The 23,894-nt window shown below is 73.1% G+C and carries 22 protein-coding genes; 9 read left to right on the top strand and 13 right to left on the bottom strand.

Annotated features, from left to right (window positions below):
• Positions 1 to 354: 354 nt before the first annotated feature.
• Positions 355 to 1,104 (bottom strand): SDR family oxidoreductase, encoded by a 750-nt coding sequence (locus ACY34I_RS19835; RefSeq protein WP_148803607.1) that lies wholly within the window; start codon positions 1,102 to 1,104, stop codon positions 355 to 357.
• A gap of 103 nt (positions 1,105 to 1,207) precedes the next feature.
• Between ACY34I_RS19835 and ACY34I_RS19830 the strand changes: the two genes are divergently transcribed.
• Entirely contained in the window at positions 1,208 to 2,068 is an 861-nt protein-coding gene (locus ACY34I_RS19830) for a helix-turn-helix transcriptional regulator (protein ID WP_462756465.1), read from the top strand.
• Here the strand turns inward: ACY34I_RS19830 and ACY34I_RS19825 are convergent.
• On the bottom strand, positions 2,053 to 2,907 hold the full coding sequence (locus ACY34I_RS19825) for an aldo/keto reductase (RefSeq protein WP_462756464.1): 855 nt from the start codon (positions 2,905 to 2,907) through the stop codon (positions 2,053 to 2,055). The two genes, ACY34I_RS19830 and ACY34I_RS19825, sit on opposite strands and share 16 nt — an antisense overlap.
• Positions 2,908 to 2,968: 61 nt before the next feature.
• Positions 2,969 to 3,970 (bottom strand): LysR family transcriptional regulator, encoded by a 1,002-nt coding sequence (locus tag ACY34I_RS19820; RefSeq protein ID WP_462756463.1) that lies wholly within the window; start codon positions 3,968 to 3,970, stop codon positions 2,969 to 2,971.
• Between the two features lie 48 nt (positions 3,971 to 4,018).
• Here ACY34I_RS19820 and ACY34I_RS19815 point away from each other — a divergent pair, with 48 nt between their 5' ends.
• Together ACY34I_RS19815 and ACY34I_RS19810 are read left to right on the top strand one after the other, a co-directional pair.
• Positions 4,019 to 4,897 (top strand): serine hydrolase, encoded by an 879-nt coding sequence (locus tag ACY34I_RS19815; RefSeq protein WP_462756462.1) that lies wholly within the window; start codon positions 4,019 to 4,021, stop codon positions 4,895 to 4,897.
• A gap of 152 nt (positions 4,898 to 5,049) precedes the next feature.
• Complete coding sequence (locus ACY34I_RS19810; protein WP_462756461.1) at positions 5,050 to 6,045, top strand: MBL fold metallo-hydrolase; 996 nt, start codon at positions 5,050 to 5,052, stop codon at positions 6,043 to 6,045.
• A 37-nt stretch (positions 6,046 to 6,082) separates the two neighbouring features.
• Here ACY34I_RS19810 and ACY34I_RS19805 read toward each other — a convergent pair whose 3' ends face one another.
• The 3 genes from ACY34I_RS19805 to ACY34I_RS19795 all read right to left on the bottom strand — a co-directional run bounded on the left by ACY34I_RS19805 (position 6,083) and on the right by ACY34I_RS19795 (position 8,197).
• Positions 6,083 to 6,634 carry a DUF1697 domain-containing protein gene (locus tag ACY34I_RS19805; protein ID WP_462756460.1) on the bottom strand — a complete coding sequence of 184 codons (552 nt, stop codon included), beginning with the start codon at positions 6,632 to 6,634 and terminating at the stop codon, positions 6,083 to 6,085.
• A gap of 121 nt (positions 6,635 to 6,755) precedes the next feature.
• Positions 6,756 to 7,211 carry a Rho termination factor N-terminal domain-containing protein gene (locus tag ACY34I_RS19800; protein ID WP_462756459.1) on the bottom strand — a complete coding sequence of 152 codons (456 nt, stop codon included), beginning with the start codon at positions 7,209 to 7,211 and terminating at the stop codon, positions 6,756 to 6,758.
• Positions 7,208 to 8,197 carry a ParA family protein gene (locus ACY34I_RS19795; protein WP_462756458.1) on the bottom strand — a complete coding sequence of 330 codons (990 nt, stop codon included), beginning with the start codon at positions 8,195 to 8,197 and terminating at the stop codon, positions 7,208 to 7,210. Before ACY34I_RS19795 ends, ACY34I_RS19800 begins: the two co-directional genes overlap by 4 nt.
• A gap of 137 nt (positions 8,198 to 8,334) precedes the next feature.
• Here ACY34I_RS19795 and ACY34I_RS19790 point away from each other — a divergent pair, with 137 nt between their 5' ends.
• Complete coding sequence (locus tag ACY34I_RS19790; RefSeq protein ID WP_462756457.1) at positions 8,335 to 10,422, top strand: LuxR C-terminal-related transcriptional regulator; 2,088 nt, start codon at positions 8,335 to 8,337, stop codon at positions 10,420 to 10,422.
• Here the strand turns inward: ACY34I_RS19790 and ACY34I_RS19785 are convergent.
• The 3 genes from ACY34I_RS19785 to ACY34I_RS19775 are packed head-to-tail and all read right to left on the bottom strand — an operon-like array spanning position 10,361 to position 13,065.
• Entirely contained in the window at positions 10,361 to 11,500 is a 1,140-nt protein-coding gene (locus ACY34I_RS19785; protein ID WP_462756456.1) for an oxalate decarboxylase family bicupin, read from the bottom strand. The two genes, ACY34I_RS19790 and ACY34I_RS19785, sit on opposite strands and share 62 nt — an antisense overlap.
• A 5-nt stretch (positions 11,501 to 11,505) precedes the next feature.
• Positions 11,506 to 11,784 carry a hypothetical protein gene (locus ACY34I_RS19780; protein WP_462756455.1) on the bottom strand — a complete coding sequence of 93 codons (279 nt, stop codon included), beginning with the start codon at positions 11,782 to 11,784 and terminating at the stop codon, positions 11,506 to 11,508.
• Positions 11,785 to 11,802: 18 nt separating this feature from the next.
• Positions 11,803 to 13,065, bottom strand: a complete 1,263-nt coding sequence (locus tag ACY34I_RS19775; RefSeq protein ID WP_462756454.1) for an Nramp family divalent metal transporter — start codon at positions 13,063 to 13,065, stop codon at positions 11,803 to 11,805.
• A gap of 411 nt (positions 13,066 to 13,476) precedes the next feature.
• Between ACY34I_RS19775 and ACY34I_RS19770 the strand changes: the two genes are divergently transcribed.
• Positions 13,477 to 15,600, top strand: coding sequence for a hypothetical protein (locus ACY34I_RS19770; protein ID WP_462756453.1), 2,124 nt, complete (start codon positions 13,477 to 13,479; stop codon positions 15,598 to 15,600).
• A gap of 134 nt (positions 15,601 to 15,734) precedes the next feature.
• Here ACY34I_RS19770 and ACY34I_RS19765 read toward each other — a convergent pair whose 3' ends face one another.
• The 3 genes from ACY34I_RS19765 to ACY34I_RS19755 are packed head-to-tail and all read right to left on the bottom strand — an operon-like array spanning position 15,735 to position 18,141.
• Positions 15,735 to 16,454: a YqeB family protein gene (locus tag ACY34I_RS19765; RefSeq protein WP_462756452.1), complete on the bottom strand. Its 720-nt coding sequence runs from the start codon at positions 16,452 to 16,454 to the stop codon at positions 15,735 to 15,737.
• Positions 16,455 to 16,456: 2 nt separating this feature from the next.
• Positions 16,457 to 17,248, bottom strand: coding sequence for an ABC transporter permease (locus ACY34I_RS19760; RefSeq protein WP_462756451.1), 792 nt, complete (start codon positions 17,246 to 17,248; stop codon positions 16,457 to 16,459).
• Positions 17,245 to 18,141 carry an ABC transporter ATP-binding protein gene (locus ACY34I_RS19755; RefSeq protein WP_462756450.1) on the bottom strand — a complete coding sequence of 299 codons (897 nt, stop codon included), beginning with the start codon at positions 18,139 to 18,141 and terminating at the stop codon, positions 17,245 to 17,247. Before ACY34I_RS19755 ends, ACY34I_RS19760 begins: the two co-directional genes overlap by 4 nt.
• Before the next feature lie 132 nt (positions 18,142 to 18,273).
• Between ACY34I_RS19755 and ACY34I_RS19750 the strand changes: the two genes are divergently transcribed.
• The 4 genes from ACY34I_RS19750 to ACY34I_RS19735 are packed head-to-tail and all read left to right on the top strand — an operon-like array spanning position 18,274 to position 22,640.
• Entirely contained in the window at positions 18,274 to 19,530 is a 1,257-nt protein-coding gene (locus tag ACY34I_RS19750) for a sensor histidine kinase (protein ID WP_462756449.1), read from the top strand.
• Positions 19,527 to 20,213, top strand: a complete 687-nt coding sequence (locus tag ACY34I_RS19745; RefSeq protein WP_462756448.1) for a response regulator — start codon at positions 19,527 to 19,529, stop codon at positions 20,211 to 20,213. The genes ACY34I_RS19750 and ACY34I_RS19745 overlap by 4 nt, the downstream gene beginning before the upstream one ends.
• Before the next feature lie 41 nt (positions 20,214 to 20,254).
• Positions 20,255 to 21,145 (top strand): dienelactone hydrolase family protein, encoded by an 891-nt coding sequence (locus ACY34I_RS19740; RefSeq protein WP_462756447.1) that lies wholly within the window; start codon positions 20,255 to 20,257, stop codon positions 21,143 to 21,145.
• A 58-nt stretch (positions 21,146 to 21,203) separates the two neighbouring features.
• Positions 21,204 to 22,640, top strand: a complete 1,437-nt coding sequence (locus tag ACY34I_RS19735) for an ATP-binding protein (RefSeq protein ID WP_462756446.1) — start codon at positions 21,204 to 21,206, stop codon at positions 22,638 to 22,640.
• A gap of 247 nt (positions 22,641 to 22,887) precedes the next feature.
• Here ACY34I_RS19735 and ACY34I_RS19730 read toward each other — a convergent pair whose 3' ends face one another.
• Positions 22,888 to 23,661, bottom strand: coding sequence for a D-Ala-D-Ala carboxypeptidase family metallohydrolase (locus ACY34I_RS19730; protein ID WP_462756445.1), 774 nt, complete (start codon positions 23,659 to 23,661; stop codon positions 22,888 to 22,890).
• Between the last annotated feature and the right edge of the window lie 233 nt (positions 23,662 to 23,894).

The following is a 23,894-nucleotide window of genomic DNA, read 5'->3' as shown; positions in this document are numbered from 1 at the left end:
ACTCCAGGAAGCCTAATCGCGGCCTCGCCGCTCGAAATCGGAAAGCCGCTACACCCCGCCCCTGAAGGCGGTGCCCTGCGGCTTGTCTTGTGGTGGTCCGAGGTGTCGACGGAGCTGCCGCCGGCCTCGATGTACCGGTCGAGGATGGCGTACGAGGTGGCCTCGTCGGTGGCGGTGCCGAACAGCATCGCGCCGAGGCTGAGCACGCTGACCTCGCGGCGGGTCGCCGGATCGGTGCCGATCGTGCGGTATCTCATGGATCCCTCCGGTGGGATGAGCGCGGTCGCCGACCACCCTCGCCCTTCGAGCGGACTCGAAGTCAACCCCGCGCCACGGCGGCAGCCGGGCAGGCCCTCACCACGGCAGCACGCCGTAGCCGCCCCCGGCGTCCATCTGGAAGCCCCACAGCAGCCCACTCGGCCCGTCCGCCGGCAGCGTCGCCAGCTGCACGCTCACCTCCGCACCCTGCTCCGGCGTGCGGAACCCGGAATGGTGGTTGAGGTCGGTGGCGCAGTAGCCGGGGTTGGCCGCGTTCACCTTGATCGGGGTGTCCCGCAGCTCCTTGGCGTACATCGCGGTGATCATGTTGAGCGCCGCCTTCGACGAGGGGTACGGCACCGACGTCAGCTCGAACAGGGCGCCCTGCGGGTCGGTCATCACCCCGATCGAGCCGACCTCGCTGGAGACGTTCACGATCCGCGCGGCCGGGGCCTTGTGCAGCAGCGGCAGGAAGGCGTTGGTCACCGCCACCACCCCGAACACGTTCGTCTCGTACACCTCGCGCAGCGTGGCCAGCGTGGTCTCGCTGGGCAGCGCCGACCCGTCGGCGCGGATGATGCCGGCGTTGTTGACCAGCACGTCCAGGTGGCCGTACTCCCGCTCGACCAGTTCGGCCGCGGCGGCGACCGACGCCTCGTCGGTGACGTCCAGCGGCACGAACCGGGCGTCCGCGCCCTCGGCGCGCAGCGCGCGTTCCGCCTCGCGGCCCCGCGCGGCGTCCCGCGCGCCGACCAGCACGGTCCACCCGCGCGCGCCGAACTGCCGGGCGGTGGCCAGCCCGATTCCCTTGTTGGCCCCGGTCACCAGGGCGATCGTCGTCGTCATGGCAGCGAGACTGCCGCCGCGACCCGGCGGCCGGGAGAGGCCCGCCGAGGCTGGTACCGGCGGTACCACCCTGGGCGGCCCGGGTTGCGGCAGGCTGGAGGGCGTGACGAGCCTGCGCCGCGACGAACTGGCCGACTTCCTGCGCACCCGCCGCGCCCGGTTGCGCCCCGCCGAGGTCGGTCTCCCCGAGGGGGTACGCCGCCGCACGCCGGGGCTGCGCCGGCAGGAGGTCGCCCAGCTCGCCGGCATGTCGATCGACTACTACATCCGGCTGGAACAGGGCCGGGGACCGCACCCGTCCCGGCAGGTGCTCGCCGCGCTGGCCCGGGCGCTGCTGCTCAGCCGGGACGAGCGGGCGTACCTGTTCCGGATCGCCGGGGAGAGCCCGCCGGAACCGACCGGGCCCAGCCGGGAGGTGCCGCCGGGGCTGCGACACTTGCTGGACGCGATGACGGAGACGCCGGCCTACCTGGTCGACGCCGCGTACGGGGTGCTGGCGTGGAACCGGCTGGCCACCTGGTTCGTCGGCGAGCTGTCGGCGGTGCCCGCCGACGAACGCAACATGATCCGCTGGATGTTCGGCCGGGAGGTCCCGCAGTCGCACTGGAGCGATCCGGAGGCGCTGCGCTTCGCCCGCACCACGCTGGCTGACCTGCGGGCCGCCTACGGCCGCTATCCGACCGATCCGGCGATCGCCGGGCTGGTCACCGAGCTGCTCGGGGTGTCGCCGCGGTTCGCCGCGCTCTGGGCCGAGCACGAGGTGGGGGAGCGCCGGCCCACCGTCAAACGGGTGGCCCACCCGGAGCTGGGCCCGCTGGAGTTCGAGTGCCGGGTGCTGCACGTGCCGGAGACCGACCAGCGGCTCATCGTCTACGTCCCCGAGCCGGGCTCACCGACCCAGGCGGCCTTCCGCCGGGTCGGCGAGCGCGTCCGCTCCGACGGTGCCGGTCAGCTGGGCACGTAGTCGAAGGTGTCCGGGTTCGGCCCCTGCCGGCCTGCCTCGCCCTGGTCCAGGCAGGTGATCCGGTCCATCGTGGCGCCGTCCAGCTCGAAGTCGAAGATCCGGAAGTTCTCCTCGATCCGCTTCGGGGTGGTCGACTTCGGGAAGACTACGTCGCCGCGCTGGATGTGCCAGCGCAGCACCACCTGTGCCGGGGAGCGGCCCATCTCCTCGGCGATGTCGATGATTGTCGGGTCGTCCAGCACCTTGCCCTGGGCGATCGGGGACCACGCCTCGGTGATGATGTTGTGCGCCTGGCCGTACGCGCGCACCTCCTCGTTGCCGAAGTACGGGTGCGCCTCGATTTGGTTGACCGCCGGCATCACCTCCGCCTCGGCGGCCAGCCGCTCCAGGTGCGACACCTGGAAGTTCGACACGCCGATCGACCGCACCCGGCCGTCGCGCCGGAGCTCCTCCAGCGTCTTCCAGGTGGAGACGAAGTCCCCGTCATAGCGGGTGGGGAGCGGCCAGTGGATCAGGAACAGGTCGAGGTAGTCGAACTTCAGCTCCTGCAACGTCGACTCGAACGCCCTGAGGGCGTCGTCCGGGCGGTGGAAACCGTTGTTGAGCTTGCTGGTGACGAAGACCTCGCCGCGATCCAGCCCGGAGGTGCGCACCGCCTGCCCGACCTCTGCCTCGTTGCCGTACATCTCGGCGGCGTCGACGTGCCGGTAGCCGATCTCGAGGGCCTTGACGACGGCCTGCGCGGTCTCCTTCGGCGGGATCTGGAAGACCCCGAAGCCGAGCTGCGGGATCGTGTTGCCGTCGTTGAGTGCGATGTTCGGAACGCCGTTCGCGGCCATGAAAGCTCGTCTCCCATCGTCCGGGGTGCGTCGTGCCAGCGCGTTGTCGTACCCCATCCGATCAGTTCCGCACCGCGCCGGCGGGGTGATCCGGGACAACCGGATGCTGGCCCGCCTCGAAGAGCACCGGCCACGGGCGGGCGGCGGGCGCGACGGCCGCCGGCCCCGGCGGTGGTTCGGGGACCGCCAGCACCTCGGCCGCGAGCTGCCCGAACATCGGCGCGGCGGGATGCGGTGCCCGGTCCGGCCAGGCCGCCGAGGTGCGCTTCACCAGCGGCGCGCCGCTGATCGGCCGCCAGGCGATGCGTGGCTCCCGCCGCGCCACGGCCTCCGGCTCGACGGCCACCGCCCCGCCGGCCAGCACCAGACCGAACAGGAACTCCGGGTTGCGGGCGTGCCGGACCCGGCCGGGCGCGAAACCGCCCTGCCGGCACACCGCCAGGACATGGTCGTGCCAGCCGGGCGCGGTGGCCCGCGGCGCGGTGATCAGGTCCAGCCCGGCCAGCTCGGCCAGGTCGACCCGCCGTGCCCGGGCCAGCGGCGAGGCCCGCGGCAGCAGCACCCCGACCGGTACGTCGACCGCCGGGCCGAACCGCAGTCCGTTCTCCTGCACCGGGTGGTGCAGCAGGCCGACGTCGAGCCGCCCCTCCGCCAGCATGCGTTGCTGCTCGGCGCTGGTCAGCTCGTGCAGGTCGACATCGAGCCCGGGCGCCCGGGCGGCGAGCCCGTCGAGCAGCGCCCGCAGCGTCACCGCCGGGGTTTCCGGCGGTACGCCCGCCCGCAGCACGCCGAGCGCCCCCCGGCGTACCTGGCCCATGAGGTTGCGCAGCCGCTGCTCCCCGGCGAGCAGGTCGTCGGCCTCGCCGAGCAGGAGCTGACCGGCGGTGGTGAGCTGCACCTGCCGCTGCGACCGGTCGAACAGGGCAACCCCCAGCTCCCGTTCGAGACGCTGGATCGACTGGCTCAATGGCGGCTGCGCCATCCCCAGCACCTCGGCCGACCGCCCGAAGTGCAGCTCCCGGGCCACCACCACGAAGTGCCGCAGGTGTCGCAGCAGATCCATCCCCGCACCCTCCGCCCGCCCCCGGCCGCCGCTGGTTAGCGTGACGAGGTGGCTGTGGGGGAGCGGATCGCGGAAGTCTTCGGCCGGGCCGGCGTCAGCGGGTGCCTGCACGTGACCGTGGTCGACGATCCGGCGCGGGAGGTCGCCGTCCGGGCGGACGAGCAGGTGGTGATCGCCTCGGTCTTCAAGATCCTGCTGGTGTTGGAGTTCGCCCGGCAGGTCGTCGCCGGGCAGCTCGACCCGGTCGAGCGGGTGCTGGCCCGGGCCGAGGACCGGCTCGGCGGCTGGGGGGTGGCCGGCTGCGCCGACGACGTCGAGGTGTCGCTGCGCGACCTCGCCTACTTCGCCATGTCGGTCAGTGACAACACCGCCGCCGACCTGCTGCTGCGCCGCGTCGGTCCCGACGTGCTGCCGATGCTCGCCGCCGAGCTGGACCTGCCGCGTACCCGAATCGTCGGCGGACCCCGGCAACTGGTCGAGACCATGCTCGCCGACGTGGGGGCCCGCACCGAAGCGGAGTTCGCCCGGATCTTCCCGACCCTGCCGCCGGAGCGGGTCCGGGCGATGCGGGTCTTCGACCCCGCGCACACCACGTCCAGCACCGCCCGGGACATCACCCGGCTGCTCCGCCTGATCTGGCGCGACGAGGCCGGCCCGCCGGCCGCCTGCGCGCTGGTCCGGGAGCTGATGGGCCGGCAGCTCTTCTGGACCCGGCTCGCCGCCGGTTTCCCGCCCGGCGTGCGGGTGGCCGGGAAGACCGGCACCCTGCCCGGCCTGCACCTGGAGGCCGGCGTCGCCGAGTATCCCGACGGCGGCCGGTACGCCGTGGCCGTCTTCGCCCGCACCGAACGGCTGAGCACCCGGAGCATCGACGTGGACCTGGCGATGGGCGAGGCGGCCCGGGTGGCCGTCGAGGCGCTGCGCTGAATTCCGGCACCGCCCCGGCCGCGGCGCAGCCCCGCTGAGCTGCGGTGATATGCGGATGCATATCGACCGTGCCGCTCATGGATCTTGGACGTGGCGATCGTGCCGGTGGTGAGGTGGGCCTACCGATCAACCACCCGCCACGGGGGAGGACCATGCTCGACAACCACTCGTACGACCGCCGCCGGTTCCTGCGCGGCGCCGCGGTCGGCGCCGCCGCCGTCTCCACCGCCGGCCTCGGCGCCGGCGCGCTCGCCGCACCGGCCCAGGCCGCCCCGCCGGCCGCCGCGCTGGTCACCGCCACCGCTGCCCGCCGCTCCCGCGCGGTCAGCTTCCGCTGGTGGGGTACGTCCGGCTGGCGGATCGACATCGGCGACCGGACCGTGCTGGTCGACCCGTACCTGAGCCGCTACGACACCGGCCTGTTCACCGGGGGGTTCAAGCAGGACACCCCGTTGGAGGTGAAGACCGAGGTCATCGACCCGCTGGTGGACCGGGCGGAGAACATCTTCGTCACGCATACCCACTGGGACCACTTCAACGACGTGCCGTACATCGCCGGCCGGACCGGTGCCCGGGTCTTCGGCACGCTGACCGCGTACCACCTGGGGCTGGCGTACGGGCTGCCGTCCGGGAAGCTCGCCCCGGTCAAGGGCGGCGAGGTGCTCGACTTCGGCGACTACACGGTCGAGGTGGTCAGCTCCCTGCACAGCCGCAACGCATCATGGTCGATGGCCTTCCCCGGCGTCCGCCTCAGCCCGCCACCGAAGCCGGAGACCATCGCCGACCTGCCGGAGGGAGACACCCTGGCGTACCAGATCCGGATCGCCGGCGGCCCGGCGGTGTTCTTCATGGGGGCGAGCGATCTCAACGAGCGCAACCTGGCCGGGTTGGCCCCCGACGTGGCGATGGTGGCCTCCGCCGCCACCACCTCGACCGCCGACTACGTGCCCCGGTTGATGGCGGCCCTGGACTACCCGAAGGTCGTGGTGCCGGTGCACTGGGACAACTTCGAGACCACGCTCACCAACCCGCCGGCGGTGGCGGAGAGCGACCGCAAGCGCCTCGACGACCTGATCGCCGAGGTGCGCAAGGTGTCGCCGCGCAGCCGCGTACTGCTGCCCGAATACCACACCGCGTACCACTTCTGACGCCGGCCGCGGCGGGGCCGGGCACCGGCCCCGCCGCTCAGCCGCCGGCCAGGTCGCGCAGGGCCAGCACCGACTTCCAGTTGCGGGTGGTCGCCACCACGCCCAGCTTCTTCTCCAGGTACGCATTGGTGAACTTCGTCCGGCCGTACCCGCGGTCGGGGAAGTGCAGGTGGACCTCCCTACCGGCCACGGCGTACTCAAGGTTCTCGCCCGCCGGCACGGCCAGCGCCGCGACCTTGGCCTTCGCCGGCGCGGCCGACAGGAACGCCACCAGCACCCGGGTCGGGTCGTCCTGCCGGCCGGCGTACGGGCTGGCCGCCGCCACCGCCGCCAGGTCGGCGCCGCTGCGGACCAGCACCGGCACGGTCAGCCCCAGCTCGTCGGCGATCGCCCGCTCGATCCCCTGCGCCAGCTTCCGCGTGTCGGTCTCCGCGCTCGTGAACACCGCGTTGCCACTCTGCAGGTAGGTCTTCACGTCCTCGTGCCCGAGGTCGGCGACCAGTCGGCGCAGGTCCGCCATGGCGATCCGGGTGGTGCCGACGTTGACGCCCCGGAGCAGGGCGGCGTAGCGGGTGCTGCCCTCGGCCATCCCGACCTCCTCGCCTCGACATCGCTCCCGCCCAGCGTAGGCCGACTCACTGTGGCCGGCTGGCTCAGCAGGGAGGTGGCGGACGTACTCCTCCCAGCCGCTGCGCCGCGACGGCGCCGCTTCAGCGCTGGCGGATGGCGGTGGAGTTGAGCCGGAAGCCGATGGTGCGCTCGACGATCCGCTCGACCAGCTCACTCTTGCGCAGCCCCGCCACCCCGCGCAGCCCCACCCGGGCGGCCAGCGCCCGCAGCTCCCGGGCCGTCCAGGACGCCAGATACGCCGTACCGTCGTCCCGACGGGACATGGCGGCGAGCGCGGCGTGGGCCCGCTCCACGTCCTGGCTGCTCGCGCCCGGCACGCCGCCCGGCGGTGCCGTCCGTCCGACGGCTGCCGTTGCGCTGCCCGCATTCCCCAGCGTCGGGGCAACGCCGGGTGCGGGCGGCGCGGGGTCGGCGGCGGTGGTCGGGAGCAGCGCGAGCCGGGCGCGTCCCTCGACCAGGGCGGCCACGTCGGCGGCGGAGAGACCGCCCAGGAACTCGGCCACCCGGGCCAGCACCGCCCGCGTCGGCTCGGTCACGCGTCCGCCCCGGCCGCCGCGGTCGTGACGGGTTCGCCGCTGGTGACGGGTACGGCGGGCTTCGGCGTCGACTCCGGCTGAAGGTGGGCGAGGAACTCGGTGGTGATCTGCCGCAGCTCCTCGCGGACCGGCGCGGTGATCCGGTCCCGCAGCACCACCGGCACCCCGCGTGGCGTGTTCGCGGCGAACAGGGTCACGTTCTCCCGCAGCGCGGTGGGGAACACCGGCACGCCCAGCGCGCGTACCTGGTCCATGTAGCCCTGGTGCGCGGCGATCGGCTGCTGCGCCATCAACTGGATCATCGTGAACACGACCCCGGCGATGCCCGGGGCCACCTTGTGGTGGCGGCGGATCTTCGCGAACCGCCGGGAGTCCGCGTTGTACCGGTCGACCAGCTCGCGGACGTTGCCGTGCAGGTAGTCGATGCCCAGGGTGGACAGGTAGTCGGCCTTCGCCGGGATGAGCAGGTGGTCGCTGGCGATGATGGCCGACTGGGTGACCACGTTGAAGTTCGGCGGGCAGTCGATGAGCACCAGGTCGTACGGGTCCAGCGCCGGGTCGTGCAGGCCCTGGTCGAGCGAGCCGCGGACCCGGAACAGCTCGGCGTCGTACTCGTCGCCGTCGGCCACGCCCCGGGCCAGCGCCAGGTCGATGTCGACGAGCTGGAGGTGCGAGGCGATCAGGTCGAGCCGCCCGGCACCCTTCAGCTGGGCGTTCGCCGGGCCGGGGGAGACCACCAGCTCCCCGAGGGTCACCGCCGGAGTGTCCCCGCGCAGACCGTCGTACCAGCGCTTGACCGTGCGCTCGTCGCGCAGCCGGTCCCGCCAGTCGTCCGGCTCGTAGAAGCTGAACGTCAGGCTGGCCTGCGGATCGAGATCGATCAGCAGCACCTTCATCCCCCGGTTGGCCAGCTCGGCCCCGAGGTTGGCGGTCATGGTGGTCTTGCCCACCCCGCCCTTGTAGTTGATCACCGATACGACGTACACGGCACCTCCCCGATCCGGAACGGTAGCGGGCCGGCCGGAACTCCGTGACACCTGCCTGGCGCTCCGGCGTCACCGTTCCGAGCGGCTTTCACCTAGAACGCCCGCCCCGCCCCGGCAGCCGTGGTTGATTCGGTGCCGTGCCTGAACCCCCGGGTGCGGTCGACCCGCACCACGACGATCCACCGTCGACCGCCGCGGAACGGTCGGTGGCCAGGGCCGTCGCGGTCGCGTCGGGACCGTGCCGGCTGGGGTACGTCCAGCGGATGACCGGGCTGCCCGCCCCGGAGGTCGCCGACGCGGTGGTGACCCTCACCGCCCGCGGCGTGCTCACCGACGACGGGGACGGGCTGACCGTCGAGACGGCGGCACGCGACCGGCTGCTGAGCGCGCTGCCCCGATCCCTCCTCGGCGACCTGCATCGGCAGGCCGCGCGGCTGCTCGCCGACACCGACCCGTCCCGCGCCGCCGACCACCTGCTGTCGACCGCGCGGGCGACCGGTGAAGCCGACCCCGAACTGGTCGACCAGCTCGCCGCCGCCACCCCGGTCGACCCGTCGACCGGGGCGGACCTGCTGCTCGCCGCACTGACCCGGGCCGACGCCCGGACCCGGGCCAGGTGGCTGCTCGCGGCATCCGACCTGCTCGTCCTCGCCGGACGGTCCACCGAGGCGCTCGACCTGCTCTCCGCCGAACTCGCCGCCGACCGGGCCGGCGGCACGGAGCGGGCGCTGCTACTCGGCCGGCTCGGGGCCGCACACGCGACCCACCGCCCCTCCGTCGCCCTCGACCAGCTCCGTCGGGCCCGCAGCGGGCACCCGGCCGGGACGGAACACCGCGGCTGGCTGCTCGCCACCGAAGCGTCGATCGCGTGCCTGGTCGGCCATCCGGACGCCGACAGTCTGCTCCGCGAGGCAGGCCGAGCGCAGTCCGCCCACCCGTCGCCCCCGGCGGGCGTACGCCTCGTCCTCGCCCGGGCCGCCCGGGCGGTCTCCCTCGGTGCCGTCCACACCGCCCGGGACCTGCTCGCCACCGTCGACCCGAGCCGGCCTGCGGTACGCGGGGAAGCCGCGGCGGTGCGGACCGAGCGGATCACCGTCCAGCTCGCGCTCGGCGCGTACGAGGACGCGGCGACCGCGCTGGACGCGGCGTACGCCGACCTCCCCGCGGCGGCCCGGCCGGCCCTGGCGGCGCTGTCCTGCCTGCGGTTGCTCGGCGTCGGGGAACTCCCGGAGGCCGACGCCCAGGCCCGGCTCGCGCTGGACCGACCGGCCGGCCCGCTCACCGACGAGGCCCGGGCCACGCTGCTCGCGGTCCGCGCCGAGGTCGCGTACCGCCTCGGCCGCCCGGAGGCCGCCCGAGCGCTGATCGACCACGCGCACCGGGATCTGCCCTGGCCCGACAACGTGCCGTACGCGCCGCTGCGCTGCGCCGCCGCCGCCGACCCCGATCCGCTGCGCCACCCCGCGCTGATCCGCGCCGCCGCCGAAGACCTGGCCCGGTCGGCCCGGCCGGTGCTGCTGGCCGCCCAGCACGGTCCCCGTCTGGTCCGGGCCCTGCTGCTGCTCGGCGACCTGCCGCGGGCGCGGACGGCCGCCGGCCACCTCACGCAGGTGGCCGATCGAACCCCGGTACCGCTCTGGCGCGGCCTTGCCGGTCACGCGGACGCCCTGGTCCGCCGCGACCCCGAGGCGCTGCGGGCCGCGGTGCGGGCGTTGCGGACCACCGGCGCCCGGCCGGCGCTGGCGGACGCCCTGCTCGACCTCGCCCGCTCACCCCGGGTCCGCTTGGTGGAGGCGCGCACCGCCGGCCAGGAGGCGGCCGCGCTGTACGGCCGCACCGGCGCGGTCGGCGACCAGGCGCACGCCGAGCGGTGGCTGGGCCGACTCGACCGGACCCGCCGCCGGCCCGCCCCCGGGCCTCCCGGGCACGGGCTGGCCGCGCTGACCGCCCGGGAGGCCGGAATCGCCGAACTGCTGGCGGCCGGGGCCACCAAGCAGCAGGTGGCCGGCCGGTTGTATCTGTCGTTCCACACCGTCGACACCCACCTGCGCGCCATCTACGCCAAGCTCGGCATCCGCAGCCGGCTGCAACTGGCCCGGCTGTGGGACGGCCGGGAGCGGCCCGCGGCGGGGGCGGACCGGCCCGCGGCCACCCCGGCGCGGCTCAACGGACCACCGGGCGCTTCTCCCTCGGCAGCGCCTCGATCATCTCGCGGGGCAGGTTGATGGTGTCCGAGATGACCTGGGCGGGCGTGTTGGCCATCCACTGGGCGAGGGAGATGTCCTGGAAGCGGGGCTTGCGGAACATCTCCAGGAGCACCAGTGGCTCGTCGCCGAGGTTCTCGATGTAGTGCCCGTAGGCGAACGGCACATACCCCACGTCGCCGGCCCGGAAGTCGAACGTCCGGGCCACTCCGGAACTGGCGAACACGCCCATCCGGCCCTGCCCGGAGAGGTAGTACTGCCACTCGTCGTCCGTGGGGTGCCAGTGCAGCTCACGGAGGCCACCCGGATCGATCTCCACCAGGGCGGCGCAGATGTCGGTCGCCGCCGCGAAGTTGGTGGTGTCCACGATCCGGACCGAGCCGCCGGGAAAGCGGTGCGGCGCCTGGGCGCGCAGCCGGTGCTTGAAGGTGCGCGGTACGTCGCCGGCCGGGCTCACCACCCGGTCCTCGGCCAGGGGTGGGGGAACCTCGCCCTGGAAGATGTACTTCTCCCGCTCGGGCAGGGCGTCCAACTGGTCGACCGACCAGCCGAAGTTCTTGGCCACCACGCTCTTCGGCACGTGCGCGAAGAAGTCACTCATCAGGAAGGTGTCGTTCTCCGAGAACCCTCCATCGTCGAAGACCAGGAGGAACTCCACCCCGTCGGCGAGCGCCTGGATGTGGTGCGGCACCCCCCTCGGGAAGAACCACAGGTCGCCCTGCTGCACGTCCTCCAGGAAGTTGCGGCCCTCGTGGTCGACCGCGCCGATCCGGCAGCTGCCACTGATCACGTACGCCCACTCGGCCTGCTTGTGCCAGTGCAGCTCCCGGTACGCCCCGGGTTCGAGCGCCATGTCGACGCCGGCGAGCTCGGTGGCGATCGGCAGTTCCCGCTGGGTGACCTCGCGGGTCCAGCCGCCCTGCTCGATCCGGATGTGCGCGTTGGAGAAGGAGAAGCGCAGGTTGGGTACGCTGCCGTGGTCGGTCGGCGGCGGGACGAGCAGATCGGGGTTCTGCCGGTCGAGCATCACGTTGCGCGGGCCCGTGTCCGGCCCGCCGTCACCCCCGCGTACCGGCTGTGGTGCGGTGTCCTGTGCCATGCTGGTCAACTCCTTCGATCGGTCGATTCGGGCGGGACGTGTCGGGGCGTCGGCGGCCAGAGTAGGGCGCGGGCGGCGGCCGGCCCGTCCCGTAGCGCCACCGCGACGGGGATGCCGAGGCAGGTGAGCGCGACGGCGGCCGCCGCCCACGGCGAGACTCCGGCGCCCAGCCCGGCGGCCGACAGCAGGAGCAGCACCCCGAGCTTGAGCCGCAGGGCGGTCAGCGGCGCGGCCGGTCCGGGTCCGGCGACGGGCCGGGCGGCGAGCGGGTTCCGGGTGGTCATCGGTCCTCCGGGCAGTGGTCAGGCGAGCAGCAGCAGCGGGAGCGCGCAGCCGACGGCGGCCACCGCGGCCCCGGCGGTGGCGGCCACGCGGGTGGTCAGCGGGGCGTTGACCAGCGACCCCATCAGGCCCCGGTCCCGGCAGAACCAGACGAGGAGGAGGAGCGCGACCGGTACGCCGAGGGAGAGCACCACCTGGCTGACGATCAGCAGTCCGGTCAGCGGCGCCCCGAGCAGCAGGGCGAGCACGGCGGGCGCGATGGTGACCAGGCGGCGTACCCGTACCGGGATGCGGCGGGCCAGGAAGCCGTCCATCACCACGTCACCGGCGAGGGTGCCGACCCCGCTGGACGAGAGACCCGAGGCGAGCAGGGCGATGCTGAACAGCAGCGCGGCCGCCCCGCCCACCCGGGTCAGCAGCTCGCTGTGGGCGGCGACGATGTCACCGTTCCACCCGCCTCCGCTCGCCTCGTGCAGGCCGGCGCCGAGGGCGATCATCGAGACGTTCACGACGGTGGCCAGCCCGAGCGCCGCGAGGCAGTCGATCCGGAGGGCGCGCCGGATGAGGGCTGGCGAGCGTCGTGCCGCCTCGGCGGTTCGGCCGCCGGTGCGGACGATCGCGGAGTGCAGGTAGACGGCGTGCGGCATCACGGTCGCGCCGACGATGCCCATCGCCAGCACCACCGACTCGGTGCCGTCCAGGCGGGGGGTCAGGCCGTGCAGTGCGGCGGTGGCCGACTGATGGCCCACTACGAACAGGTTGTAGAGGAAGCCGGCCCCGACCGTCACCAGCGCGGCCGCGCTGACCAGCTCAAGGCGGCGGGTGCGGCCACGCCGCCGCAGCTCCAGCATCAGCAGGGAGAGGACGCCGGTCACCACCGCCGCGAGGCCGACCGGCATGCCGAACAGCAGCCGCATGCCGATGGCCGCCCCGACGAACTCGGCCACGTCGGTGGCGAGGACGACCACCTCGGCCTGCACCCACAGGGCGCGGCTCGCCCAGCGCGGGAACCGTTCCCGGCTCAGCTGCGGCAGGCTCTTTCCGGTCGCCGCGCCGAGCTTGGCCGCCTGGAACTGCACCAGCACCGCCACCAGGCTCGCTGCCACCACCACCCAGACCAGCAGATAACCGGAGGTGGCCCCGGCGGTCAGGTTCGTCGCCACGTTGCCCGGGTCGATGTAGGCGATGGCGGCGACGAAACCCGGCCCCAGCAGGGGCGCGACCCGGGGCCGGGCGGGGGCCGGGCCCCCGGTGCTGAACCGCTGCGTCCGGATCGTGGTCATGCCGCTGATCGTCGGGCGGACTGGGCCAGCCGCACATCACGCGATCGCGGGGCCTGTTTTCGCCGCCGCCCTCGGCCCGCTCCGGGCGGTGCCGCCGCCCTCGGCCCGCTCCGGGCGGTGCCGGCAGCCCGGGTCGCGGTGGCGCTCGACATCGGCCGGCTCCTGGGCCGACCAGGCCATCGAGCGCAGGACGGTCTGCGGCAATCATCCGTACGGCGGAATGTGACGACCGTTCGTGCCGCGTTTGTGACCTGCCGCCGCTTCGCAACCCACTGTCGCAAGTGGTTGCCTGAAGCCAACATTCCCCTGTTCAGCTGCTGCTTCGCGCAGCATGCCCAGGGGACAACGGGTTACCGACGGCGGTGGCCGGAGCTGATCACCGCCTCATCGGCAGGAGGCATCCGCGTGCAAATGAGACGACCGAGCCGGATCGCGGCCGCGGTGGCGGGCGCCACGGCGCTCGCCTTCACGGTCTCGGCCCCGGCCCAGGCCAACGACCACTTGAACCTTCCCGGCGAGCCGACCATCACGCTGCCCATCAACGACAGCGCGGCGGGCGGCACCTACAACCAGGACTTCACCCGGGTGTACGCCAACACCACGCCGGACGGCACCCCGGTCTACATCTATGTCCCGAAGGGCACCCCGCTCGACGGCACCGCGCCGGTCGGCGTGGCCAGCCTCGACCCGCAGTTCGACCACAACCCGGGCGACGGGTTCAAGCCGTGTGCCACCGCCACGGCCGCGCAGTTCACCCTCACCCAGGCGCAGATCAACTACGTCGGCGACAAGCTCGCCAACCAGATCGTCGCCGTGGACGAGGAGCACTTCGGCCCGATGGACGCGGCCGACCCGGACGAGGCGGCCAGCGACTCGCTGGTCATGGTGCTCTACAACATCCAGGACGACGCGTACTACGACTGCGCGCAGACGTCGTACACGGCCGGCTACTTCGCGCCGGACTTCATCGACAGCAACGGCATGAACGTCATCGTGGTCGACGCCCTGGACTGGGCCAACCGCGTCGGCCCGAACGACTCGCCGTGGCGCGACAACAACCCGGCCAACGACCGCCCCGAGCTGTACGAGGGCACGGTCTCCCACGAGCTGCAGCACCTGCTGCACAACTACAGCGACCCGGGCGAGCTGTCCTGGGTCGACGAGGGCCTGGCCGACTTCGCCATCTTCCTCAACGGCCTGGACGCCGGTGGCTCGCACCTGAGCAACCAGCAGGTCTTCTACGAGGAGACCTCGCTGACCCGGTGGGGCAGCACCCTGGCCAACTACGGCGCCTCGTTCACCTACTTCCAGTACCTGTGGGAGCAGGCCGGCGGCAACGGCGACGGCACCTACACCCCGGACAAGCAGTACGACGGCAAGGCCGGTGACCTGCTCATCAAGAAGATCTTCGAGGAGCAGGCCGACGGCATGGCCGGCGTGCAGAACGCCATCGACGACTTCAACGCGGCGACCGGCGCGCACCTGCGCAGCGCGGCCGACCTGTTCCGGGACTGGTCGGTGGCGGTCTACCTGGACGACGAGAAGTCGCCGATCTACGACATCAAGGCGTTCAACTTCGGCGACCCGGCGGACACCACCTGGACCATCGACATCGCCGACGACGTCTTCTGGGGCGGCCGGGGCCACTACCAGGGCGCCACTCCCGAGGCCAAGTGGGCGCGGCTGAAGAACCGCCAGGACACCACCGCCGTGCCGTTCGGTATGTCGGTCGAGCGGTTCCGCAACCCCGGCCCGACCGTGGCGCTGGCCTTCGACGGCGACGACGAGACGGTGATCCCGCCGCACACCGGCACGACCCACTGGTACGCCGGGTACGAGAGCCAGAACGACAACATCCTCGACGTCGACACCACCGGCGGCGTGACCTCGCTGGACTTCTGGAGCTGGTACTTCATCGAGGAGGGCTGGGACTACGGCTTCGTCGAGGCCCTCGTCAACGGCAACTGGGTGACCGTGCCGGTGCGCAACGACGCCGGCCAGGTCGTCACCACCAACGACGACCCGCACGGCAACAACGAGGAGGGCAACGGCCTCACCGGCACCTCTGGCGGCCGGTACTTCGTCGACGACCCGCAGTACCTGCACCTGACCGCCGACCTGCCGGCCGGCGCGACGGATGTGCGCTTCCGGTACTCCACCGACGCCGCGTACATGGACACCGGCTGGTTCGTCGACGACGTCCGGGTCAACGGCGCCGACGCGAACCTCGCCTCGGCGCCGGGCAACTGGTTCTCCACCAGCGGCGTGCAGGACAACAACTGGACGGTCCAGGTGGTCAGCCACTGCGACCTCACGCCGGGCGTCACCTCGCCGGGGGAGACCACCGACGGCGCGGGCAACTGGGTCTACCGGACCACCGGCGACCAGTTCACCGCCAGCGGCCTTCAGACGAAGTGCGCCAACGGCAACCAGGACGACTTCGCCGTCCTGATCTCCAACCTGCCCACCGGTGACCTCACCTACCTGGACGCGGACTACACGTTCCGGGTGACCAACACCGGCAACGCCAAGTAGTTCCGTACCCCTTCGGGCCCGCGCCGCACGTCGGCGCGGGCCCGTCGCCGTCCTGCGACGGCGGTCACCGGCCGGCCGCGGCGCCGGGCGGGCCACTGGGCCCAGGGGCGACCGGACCTGCCCACCGGCCCGCGCTACCGGCGGTCGCCGTCCCGATCGGGTTGGCCCGGGACCAGCCGCCAGTACTGCCGCTTCCCGTCGTCGCGGACCACCACCCCGAGCCGGGCCAGCTCTCCGCGCAGCTCCCGCGCCTCGCCGCCACGGTCCGCCTCGACCGCCCGCTGCCGGGCCCGCAGCAGCGCGTCCGCCCCGGCCGGCAGCCCCGGCAGCCCCGCCACCCAGCGCCGGTACGCCGCCCGGTGCGGGTCCTGGTCGAGCCACGGCCAGCCCTGCCCGACGAACGCGGCACGCAGCTTCCCCTGGTCCAGGTCCGACCTCTCCCGGGCCAGTTCCCCGCCGTCGGCGTCGAGCAGCACCAGCGCCTGCCCGTCCACGAAGACCCCCGCGACCTCGGCCCGGGCGACGTCCCGGCCGTGGCCGTCGCGGTGCAGCCGCACCCCGGTCCGGCCCACCGTCACGGTCAGCCGCTCCCGGGTGCCGAGGTACGCGACGACCAGCCCGACCAGCGCCAGCACCGCCGCCCCGCCCGGGTACGCGCGCTCGTCGGGCAGTCGGGCCAGCAGCGCGAACCAGCCCTGGAACGGGAACCAGGGCAGGCCGGCCAGCCAGCCGGACGCGGCCGTGAGCGCCGCGCCCAGCCCGGCCCCGAGCAGCGGGAACCCGACCCACATCAGCACCAGCTCCCCGGCGCCGCCGCTGACCACCGTGGTGTCGCCGTAACCCGCCGTGGTCACGGTCAGGACACCTCCCGCCGCAGCGTCCGGACCAGCCCGGCGGCCAGCGGCAGGACCAGCCACACCAGCAGCGACACCGCCAGCCGCCCCCACTGCCCAGCGGTCACGTCCGGCCCGAACAGCGGCTCCATCGTCACCCCGGTGTCCAACCAGCGGGCCGGCCCGCGCAGCGCCGAGATCATCCCGCCGAGGACCGACCAGAGGGTGGGCAGCAGCAGGTAGGTGACGATCGCCAGCGGCGTGTTGAGCAACAGCAGCCCGAACGCCGCACCCATCAGCACGCTGGCGACCTGCAGCACGGCCGCGTGCAGCAGCATGGACTCCTCGAACGACCAGGCGCCCGCGCCACCGGTGGCCCGCGCCAACAGCGTGGCGACGGCCGCCACGGCGAGGCTGACCAGCACCGACGCCAGCGCGGCCAGCACCATCGCGGCGAGCTTCGCGCCGACCACCCGCTCCCGCCTCGGCACCAGGGTGAACGTCGTCAGCGCGGTCCGCTGCGACCACTCGGCGGTGATCGACAGGATGCCCAGCACCGGCAGCAGCAGCCCGACCGGCAGCAGCGACGGGACGAAGAAATCGGCGAAGTTCTGCTGCTCGTGGTCGAGGACGAAGAGTTGCACGGCAACGATGCCGGCGGCGAGCAGACCGATGGTGATCAGCAGCCAGTAACCGGCCCGGGTGTCGGCGAGCTTGCGCAGTTCCACCCCGGTCAGCCGGACCAGGGACGGCCGGCGCCGCTCGGCCCGGCGAGCGACGGTGGCCGGGGCGGGTGCCGGTGTGGTGGTGGTCATCGGAGGTCCTCCCTGGTCGACGCGTCGGAGGTGAGGGACAGGAAGAGTTGTTCCAGACCGGAGCTGCTGGCCGGCCGCAACTCGGTCAGCGCGACGCCCGCGTCGGCGGCGGCCTGCCCGACCGCCTCGGCTTCGGCCCGGACCAGCAGGCCCTCGGTGACCTGGGCGGCGTCGAGCCCGGCCCGGTCCAACGCGACGCGCAAGGCACCCTGGTCACGGGCCCGGACCAGGGTGCCGGCGCCGGCGAGCAGTTCGTCCTTGCCGCCCTGGGCCACCACCCGGCCGCTGCCGATCACGACCAGCCGGTCGGCGACCGCCTCCACCTCGCGGAGCAGGTGCGAGGAGAGCAGCACGGTGCCGCCCCGGTCGGCGAAGTCGCGGAGCAGGCCGCGCATCCAGACGATGCCCTCCGGGTCGAGGCCGTTGGCCGGCTCGTCGAGGATCAGCACCCGAGGGTCGCCCAGCAGGGCCAGCGCCAGGCCGAGCCGCTGCCGCATCCCGAGGGAGTACGCCCGGACCCGGCGCTTCGCCGCGGTCGCGCTCAACCCGACCAGGTCGAGCTTCGCGGCGACCTCCCGCCGGTCCACGCCCATCGTGCTCGCAGCCACGGTCAGCGCCTCCCGGCCGGTGCGCCCGACGTGCTGCGCGGACGCGTCGAGCAGCACACCGACCTCCCGGCCGGGGTTGCCCAACTGCCGGTAGGGCAGCCCGGCGACCGTGGCGCTGCCCGACGTCGGCGGGGTCAGGCCACAGATCATCCGCATGGTGGTGGACTTGCCCGCGCCGTTCGGGCCGAGGAAGCCGGTCACCGTGCCCGGCTCGCAGCGGAACGAGACATCATCGACGGCCTGGTGAGGGCCGTACCGCTTGGTCAGGTGTGCGACCTCGATCATGCCGACCAGGCTGCCCGCGCCGCCCGGCCACCCGCAGCGGCCGGCGGTCGGCGACCGCACCGACCTTGGTGGCGCCAGGGTGTCGACTTTGGTAGCTGGTTCGGGGCGCGGGGTGCTGCCTAGCATGGGCGCGTGACCAGCGCCGTCGTCCCGGACCATCCCTGGCTGCTGCCCGGGGCGCTGGCCGTGCCGGCCGACCGGGTCCGGGCCCACCCCCGGCGCACCACCCGCGACTGGATAGTCGACAGCCTCTGCTTCCTGCTCTCCCTCGGCTGGGTCCTGCTCGTCACGGCGGACGCCACCGAGCCGCATCCGGAGATGGCCGCGCCGCTGCCGTACGACTGGATGATCGCGGCGGACGCGCTGGTCGGGCTGCTCTGCTGCGGGCTGCTGTGGTGTCGCCGGCGCTGGCCGCTCGGGCTGGCGGTGGCCACCCTGCCGCTGACCACGTTCTCGCTCGCCGGGGCGGTGCCGCTGCTGATCGTCTACTTCACCGTGGTGGTGCACCGGCGCACGGCGGTCGCGCTGGCGGTGACAGCGGCTGGCCTGTGCACCAACTTCGCCTTCGGCTACCTGCGGCCGGAGCCGGACATGCCGTACTGGGCGAGCACGGCCTGGGGTGTGGTGATCAGCGGGACCGTGCTGGCGTGGGGGATGTTCGTCCGCGCCCGGCGGCAGCTCGTGCTGTCACTGCGGGAGCGCGCCGACCGGGCCGAGGCCGAGCAGCAGCTCCGCGTCGATCAGGCCCGGCAGCTCGAACGCACCCGGATCGCCCGGGAGATGCACGACGTGCTCGCCCACCGGATCTCCCTGCTCAGCCTGCACGCCGGCGCCCTGGAGTTCCGCCCGGACGCGCCACCGGAGGAGGTCGCCCGGGCGGCCGGCGTGATCCGCGCCAGCGCGCACGCCGCGCTGCAGGACCTGCGCGAGGTGATCGGTGTGCTGCGCGCCGAACCCGACGGTGCCGAGAGCGCCGTCCCGGAGCGCCCGCAACCCACCCTCGGCGACCTGCCCGCGCTGGTCGCCGAGTCCCGGTCAGCCGGCGTCCGGGTCAACCTGGTCGACCAGGTCGTCGACCCCGCAGCCGTGCCGGTGGCGGTCGGGCGCAGCGCGTACCGGATCGTGCAGGAGGGGCTCACCAACGCCCGCAAGCACGCCCCGGGGACGGTGGTGACCGTCCGGCTGGCCGGTGGCCCCGTGGACGGCCTCGCCGTGGAGATCCGCAACCCGTGGCCGGTGGGCGGCCTGGCGCATCCGATCCCCGGCACCGGGACCGGGCTGGTGGGGGTGGCCGAGCGGGTCAGCCTCGCCGGCGGTCGGCTGGAACACGGGCGCGACGCCGACGGCGACTTCCGGCTCGCCGCCTGGCTGCCCTGGCCGGCGTCGTGAGCGGGCCGCAGGCGGCCCCGGTGCGGGTGCTGATCGTCGACGACGACGCGCTGGTCCGGGCCGGCCTGTCGATGATCCTCGGCGGGGTGCCGGACGTCCGGGTCGTCGGGGAGGCGACCGACGGCGGCGAGGTCCCGGCCGCCGTCGAGGCGCACGCGCCGGACGTGGTGCTGATGGACATCCGGATGCCCCGGGTGGACGGGCTGACCGCGACGGAGGCGCTGCGGGCGCTGCCCCGGCCGCCCGAGGTGCTGGTGCTGACCACCTTCGACGCCGACGACCAGGTGCTGCGGGCGCTGCGGGTCGGCGCCGCCGGTTTCCTGCTCAAGGACACGCCACCCGCCGAGATCGTGCAGGCGATCCGCCGGGTCGCGGCGGGGGAGGCGACCCTGTCGCCGGCGGTGACCCGCCAGCTCATCCGGCACGTGACCGCCGCCGCCCCGGCGGGAGCGGGCGCGGACCCCCGGCGGGACCGCGCGCTGCGGCTGCTGGACGGGCTCAGCGAGCGGGAACGGGAGGTCGCGGTCGCGCTCGGGCAGGGCCGGACCAACGCCGAGATCGCGGCGGAGCTGTTCATGAGCGTGGCGACGGTGAAGGCGTACGTGTCACGGCTGCTGACCAAGCTCGACCTGAACAACCGGGTGCAGGTGGCCCTGCTCGTCCACGACGCCGGACTGGTCTGACCGGCGCAGGCCCGGTCGCGGGCGGTGAGACGATCATCGCCGTGACCGAGCAGGTGGAGAACCAGCCGATCGAGGCCTTTCTCGGCCCCCGCCCCGAGCGCGTTCCGCTCGACGTCCGGGTGCTGCAGTCGGTGGACTGCGGCAGTTATGTCCGCGAGAAGGTCAGCTACGCCGTCACTGCCGACCAGCGGGTGTCGGCGTACGTGTGCGTCCCGAGGGGCGCCGACCGGCCGCTGCCGGGGGTCTTCTGCCACCACCAGCACGCCGGGCAGTTCGCGTTGGGCAAGAGCGAGGTGGTCGGTCTCGCCGGCAACCCCGATCAGGCGTACGCGCGGGAGCTGGCAGAGCGTGGCTTCGTCACGATCGCCCCGGACGCCATCGGGTTCGAGGAGCGGAACTGGAGTCCCGACGGCCGGTCGAACGTGACCTGGTTCGAACTGTCGACCCGACTGGTGCAGGGGCGGACCCTGCTCGCCTCGTGCCTGCACGAGGTGTCCGTGGCGCTCGACCATCTGGCGTCCCGCCCGGAGGTGGACCCGTCCCGGCTGGGTTTCATCGGCCACTCCTACGGCGGCCGGATGGCGTTGTGGGCACCCGCCTTCGACCACCGCATCACCGCGTCGGTGTCGCACTGCGGGTGCATCCCCTACCGGTACTCGCTCAGCCACGACACCGGAGTGCAGGCCGAGTTCGTGCTGCCCGGCTTCGCCGCGCGGCACGACCTGGAGGACGTCATCGCCTGCTTCGGGCGTACCGCGCTGCTCATCTCGGCGACGTCGGACGACCGGTGGAGCCGGGGCGCGGCGGAGGTGTTCGACGGCGCCCGGCGCGTGCTCGGGGACCGGGCCGAGCTGGCGATGTACGACGCGGGCCACGTCTTCACCCTGCAGATGCGCGCCCGCGCCTACGCATTCCTGAAGAACCGCTGCTGAGCGAAAGCCGGATCGCAGGATTGCTATCATTCTTGGTTGTATCGCGGATGAGAGTATCGTGGGTGAGCGTATGCGGGGATTCGTGGGACGCACCCGGGAACTGGCAGCTCTCCAAGGCATGCTGGGCAGGGTCAGCCGCGGCGGTCGAGCGGGACGCCCGGGCCGCGCCCTGCTGATGCGCGGACGGCGTCGGGTGGGCAAGTCCCGACTGGTGGAGGAGTTCGTCGACCGGGCCGACCTGCCGTACCTGTTCTTCACCGCCTCCGCGCAGCCGACCGTCGCCGCCGATCTCGCCCTGTTCGTGGAGGCCGCAGCCGGCTCCAGCCTGCCCGGTGCCCACCTCTTCGCCGGCCAGCGCCCGGCGACCTGGGATGCCGCCCTCACCCTGCTCGCCGCCGCACTGCCGTCGGATCGTCCCAGCGTGGTTGTCCTCGACGAGTTGCCGTATCTGATCGCCACAGATCCCGGGTTCGAGGGCACCTTGCAGAAGGTGTTCGACCGGGAGTTGTCCCGGTTGCCGGTGCTGCTCATCTGCATCGGTTCGGACCTCGCCATGATGGAGGCGCTCAACGATTACGGACGGCCCTTCCACCAGCGGGCCACCGAGATGGTGGTCCCGCCGCTCAGTCCGGCCGACGTGCGGGACATGCTGGACCTCTCCGCGGCCGACGCGTTCGACGCCTATCTGGTCTCGGGCGGACTGCCGCTGATTCTCGACGAGTGGCCCACCGGCGCCACGTTGGGCGACTACCTGGCCGACGCCGTCACGGATCCCACCTCGGCCCTGTTGGTCAGCGCCGAACGGGCGCTGGCGGCCGAGTTCCCACCGCAGTCCCAGGCAGATCTGGTACTGCGGGCCATCGGCTCCGGCGAACGGACCTTCTCCCTCATCGCCCGAGCCGCTGGCGACCTGCCGCAGGCCTCCCTCAATCGCGCCCTGCGGCTCCTGGTCGCAAAGCGCATCGTCGAGGTGGCCACCCCGCTCTCCACCCGGCCGTCCCGGGAGACGCGTTACACGGTGGCCGACTCATACCTCCGGTTCTGGTTGTCGTTCCTCGGCCCTCACCTGCCGGAGATCGAACGGGGACGGGGTGATCTGACCCTGCGCCGGATCACTACCTCGTGGACGTCCTGGCGGGGACGGGCTGTGGAACCGGTGGTGCGGGAGTCGTTGCGCCGTCTTCCTGCCGATGGCCTGCCGGGGGACACAGCCGTGGTCGGCGGCTACTGGACCCGTACCAATGCTCCGGAGATCGACCTGGTCGGCGCGGACCGGGCGCCGGTCGCTCGCCGGATCACCTTCGTCGGGTCCGTGAAGTGGCTGGAGAACAGGCCCTTCGACGCCCATGACCTGGGCCGGTTGCTCATGCACCGCTCCCAGTTGCCCGGCGCGGACGAGCAGGTCCCGCTGGTGGCGGTGTCCCGGTCCGAGGCAGCTGTGGCGGGTGTATCGATCGTCTCGCCGGAGGAACTGCTCGCCGCCTGGCGGGGTTGAACTCCCATCGATCAAATTCTGGGTGAGGTGCCGGTGCCGGCGCAGCTGACCCCGGAGGATGTCCGGCTCGCGGTCCGGGCGGTGGTGGTGCACGCCGCCGAGGAGTGGCCCGCCGGACCGAAGTGCCGCAACGAAGGCGCCGCGTACCCCTGGCAGCTGCACTGGTGGGGACGGCGAGACGGCGGCCCGGCCGCAGGAACCCCCCACCCCTGCGTCGGGCCGCCGTCGACGTCGGCTCGGCCGCGGGTCAGATCCCGCAACGCGAGGCGGACCAGACGGTCGTGTTCGCGCTCTTGTCGGCGTTGTTCTCCCGGCGCGCGTCCACGTGGACCTGATTGCTGTGGTCCGGGTAGCCGGGGCCGAAGATCCCGCTGAAGCCGTGGCTGCGGGCCTCCTTGGCGATCTGGCACAGCGACGAGGTGCCCGAGGTCAGGTCGGACGCGTTGCCGTAGAGGTGTTGGCTGTCCGACGCGCCGCCGACCTGCCGGTTGCAGGCGAAGCTGCGGAAGCCGCTGTTGACGTGGATGGGCTGGTCGCCGAGGCTGTGGCGCAGCGCCTCGAGCTTCCACATCAGACGCAGGGCGTTCGTCCGGGTGGCGCTGGACGAGAGCGGGCCGCCGGTCCAGCCACCCGTGCCGCAGCCGTTGTCCAGCTCGGCATAGCTGAAGTGCTTCGGCGTGCAGTCGTTGTCCTGCAACTCGTAGATCTTGGCGAAGGTCTGCGGGCCGGCGATGCCGTCGACACGCAGCCCGTACGCCGACTGGAACCGCCGGACCGCGGCCGCCGTCTCGGGACCGTACCGGCCGTCGACGTGGACGATGTCCCGGTACGCGGCCCAGCCGGCCACCCGGATCTGCAGCTGGCGGACGTCCTCCCCGGAGCTCCCCTGGGTGAGGGTCCGATTCCAGGTGTAACAGCTCGCGGCATGGGCCGGCGGCGCGGCGATGACCGTGGCGATCGCCGCCCCGGGCACGGCCAGCGCGAACGCGACGGCGATTCGTTGCAGCGCAGTGAGGCGCACAGGATTCCTCCTGACTGGAGTGTGATTGGGGTGCCATCAGGACATCAACCCGGTACGTCCTGGCTCATCCACCCTGGCACCGTTTTAGCCCGTTGGCAGACATTTATCCGAATTGACCTCATAACAGCAGGTCACGGGCCATCCGTGCAAATTGCAGCGAAGCCGGGAATCGCCCATTGGTGCGGGCGCCACGCAGAGAGGCCCGTAGGTGACCGAAACGGCGGTCCGACGGC

It is taken from the genome of Micromonospora sp. RTBAU3-60, from assembly GCF_054963695.1.
The sequence above is the reverse complement of the archived record's forward strand: the minus strand, read 5'-3'. Positions and strand labels throughout refer to the sequence as shown.

Coding starts and splice junctions, on each gene's coding strand:
- ACY34I_RS19770 (WP_462756453.1), top strand. CDS start 13,477: ATGAGACGACCGAGCCGGATCGCGGCCGCGGTGGCGGGCGCCACGGCG.
- ACY34I_RS19780 (WP_462756455.1), bottom strand. CDS start 11,784: ATGACCACCCGGAACCCGCTCGCCGCCCGGCCCGTCGCCGGACCCGGA.
- ACY34I_RS19805 (WP_462756460.1), bottom strand. CDS start 6,634: ATGGCCGAGGGCAGCACCCGCTACGCCGCCCTGCTCCGGGGCGTCAAC.
- ACY34I_RS19825 (WP_462756464.1), bottom strand. CDS start 2,907: ATGGCCGCGAACGGCGTTCCGAACATCGCACTCAACGACGGCAACACG.
- ACY34I_RS19755 (WP_462756450.1), bottom strand. CDS start 18,141: ATGATCGAGGTCGCACACCTGACCAAGCGGTACGGCCCTCACCAGGCC.
- ACY34I_RS19810 (WP_462756461.1), top strand. CDS start 5,050: ATGCTCGACAACCACTCGTACGACCGCCGCCGGTTCCTGCGCGGCGCC.
- ACY34I_RS19820 (WP_462756463.1), bottom strand. CDS start 3,970: ATGGATCTGCTGCGACACCTGCGGCACTTCGTGGTGGTGGCCCGGGAG.
- ACY34I_RS19775 (WP_462756454.1), bottom strand. CDS start 13,065: ATGACCACGATCCGGACGCAGCGGTTCAGCACCGGGGGCCCGGCCCCC.
- ACY34I_RS19785 (WP_462756456.1), bottom strand. CDS start 11,500: ATGGCACAGGACACCGCACCACAGCCGGTACGCGGGGGTGACGGCGGG.
- ACY34I_RS19835 (WP_148803607.1), bottom strand. CDS start 1,104: ATGACGACGACGATCGCCCTGGTGACCGGGGCCAACAAGGGAATCGGG.
- ACY34I_RS19760 (WP_462756451.1), bottom strand. CDS start 17,248: ATGACCACCACCACACCGGCACCCGCCCCGGCCACCGTCGCTCGCCGG.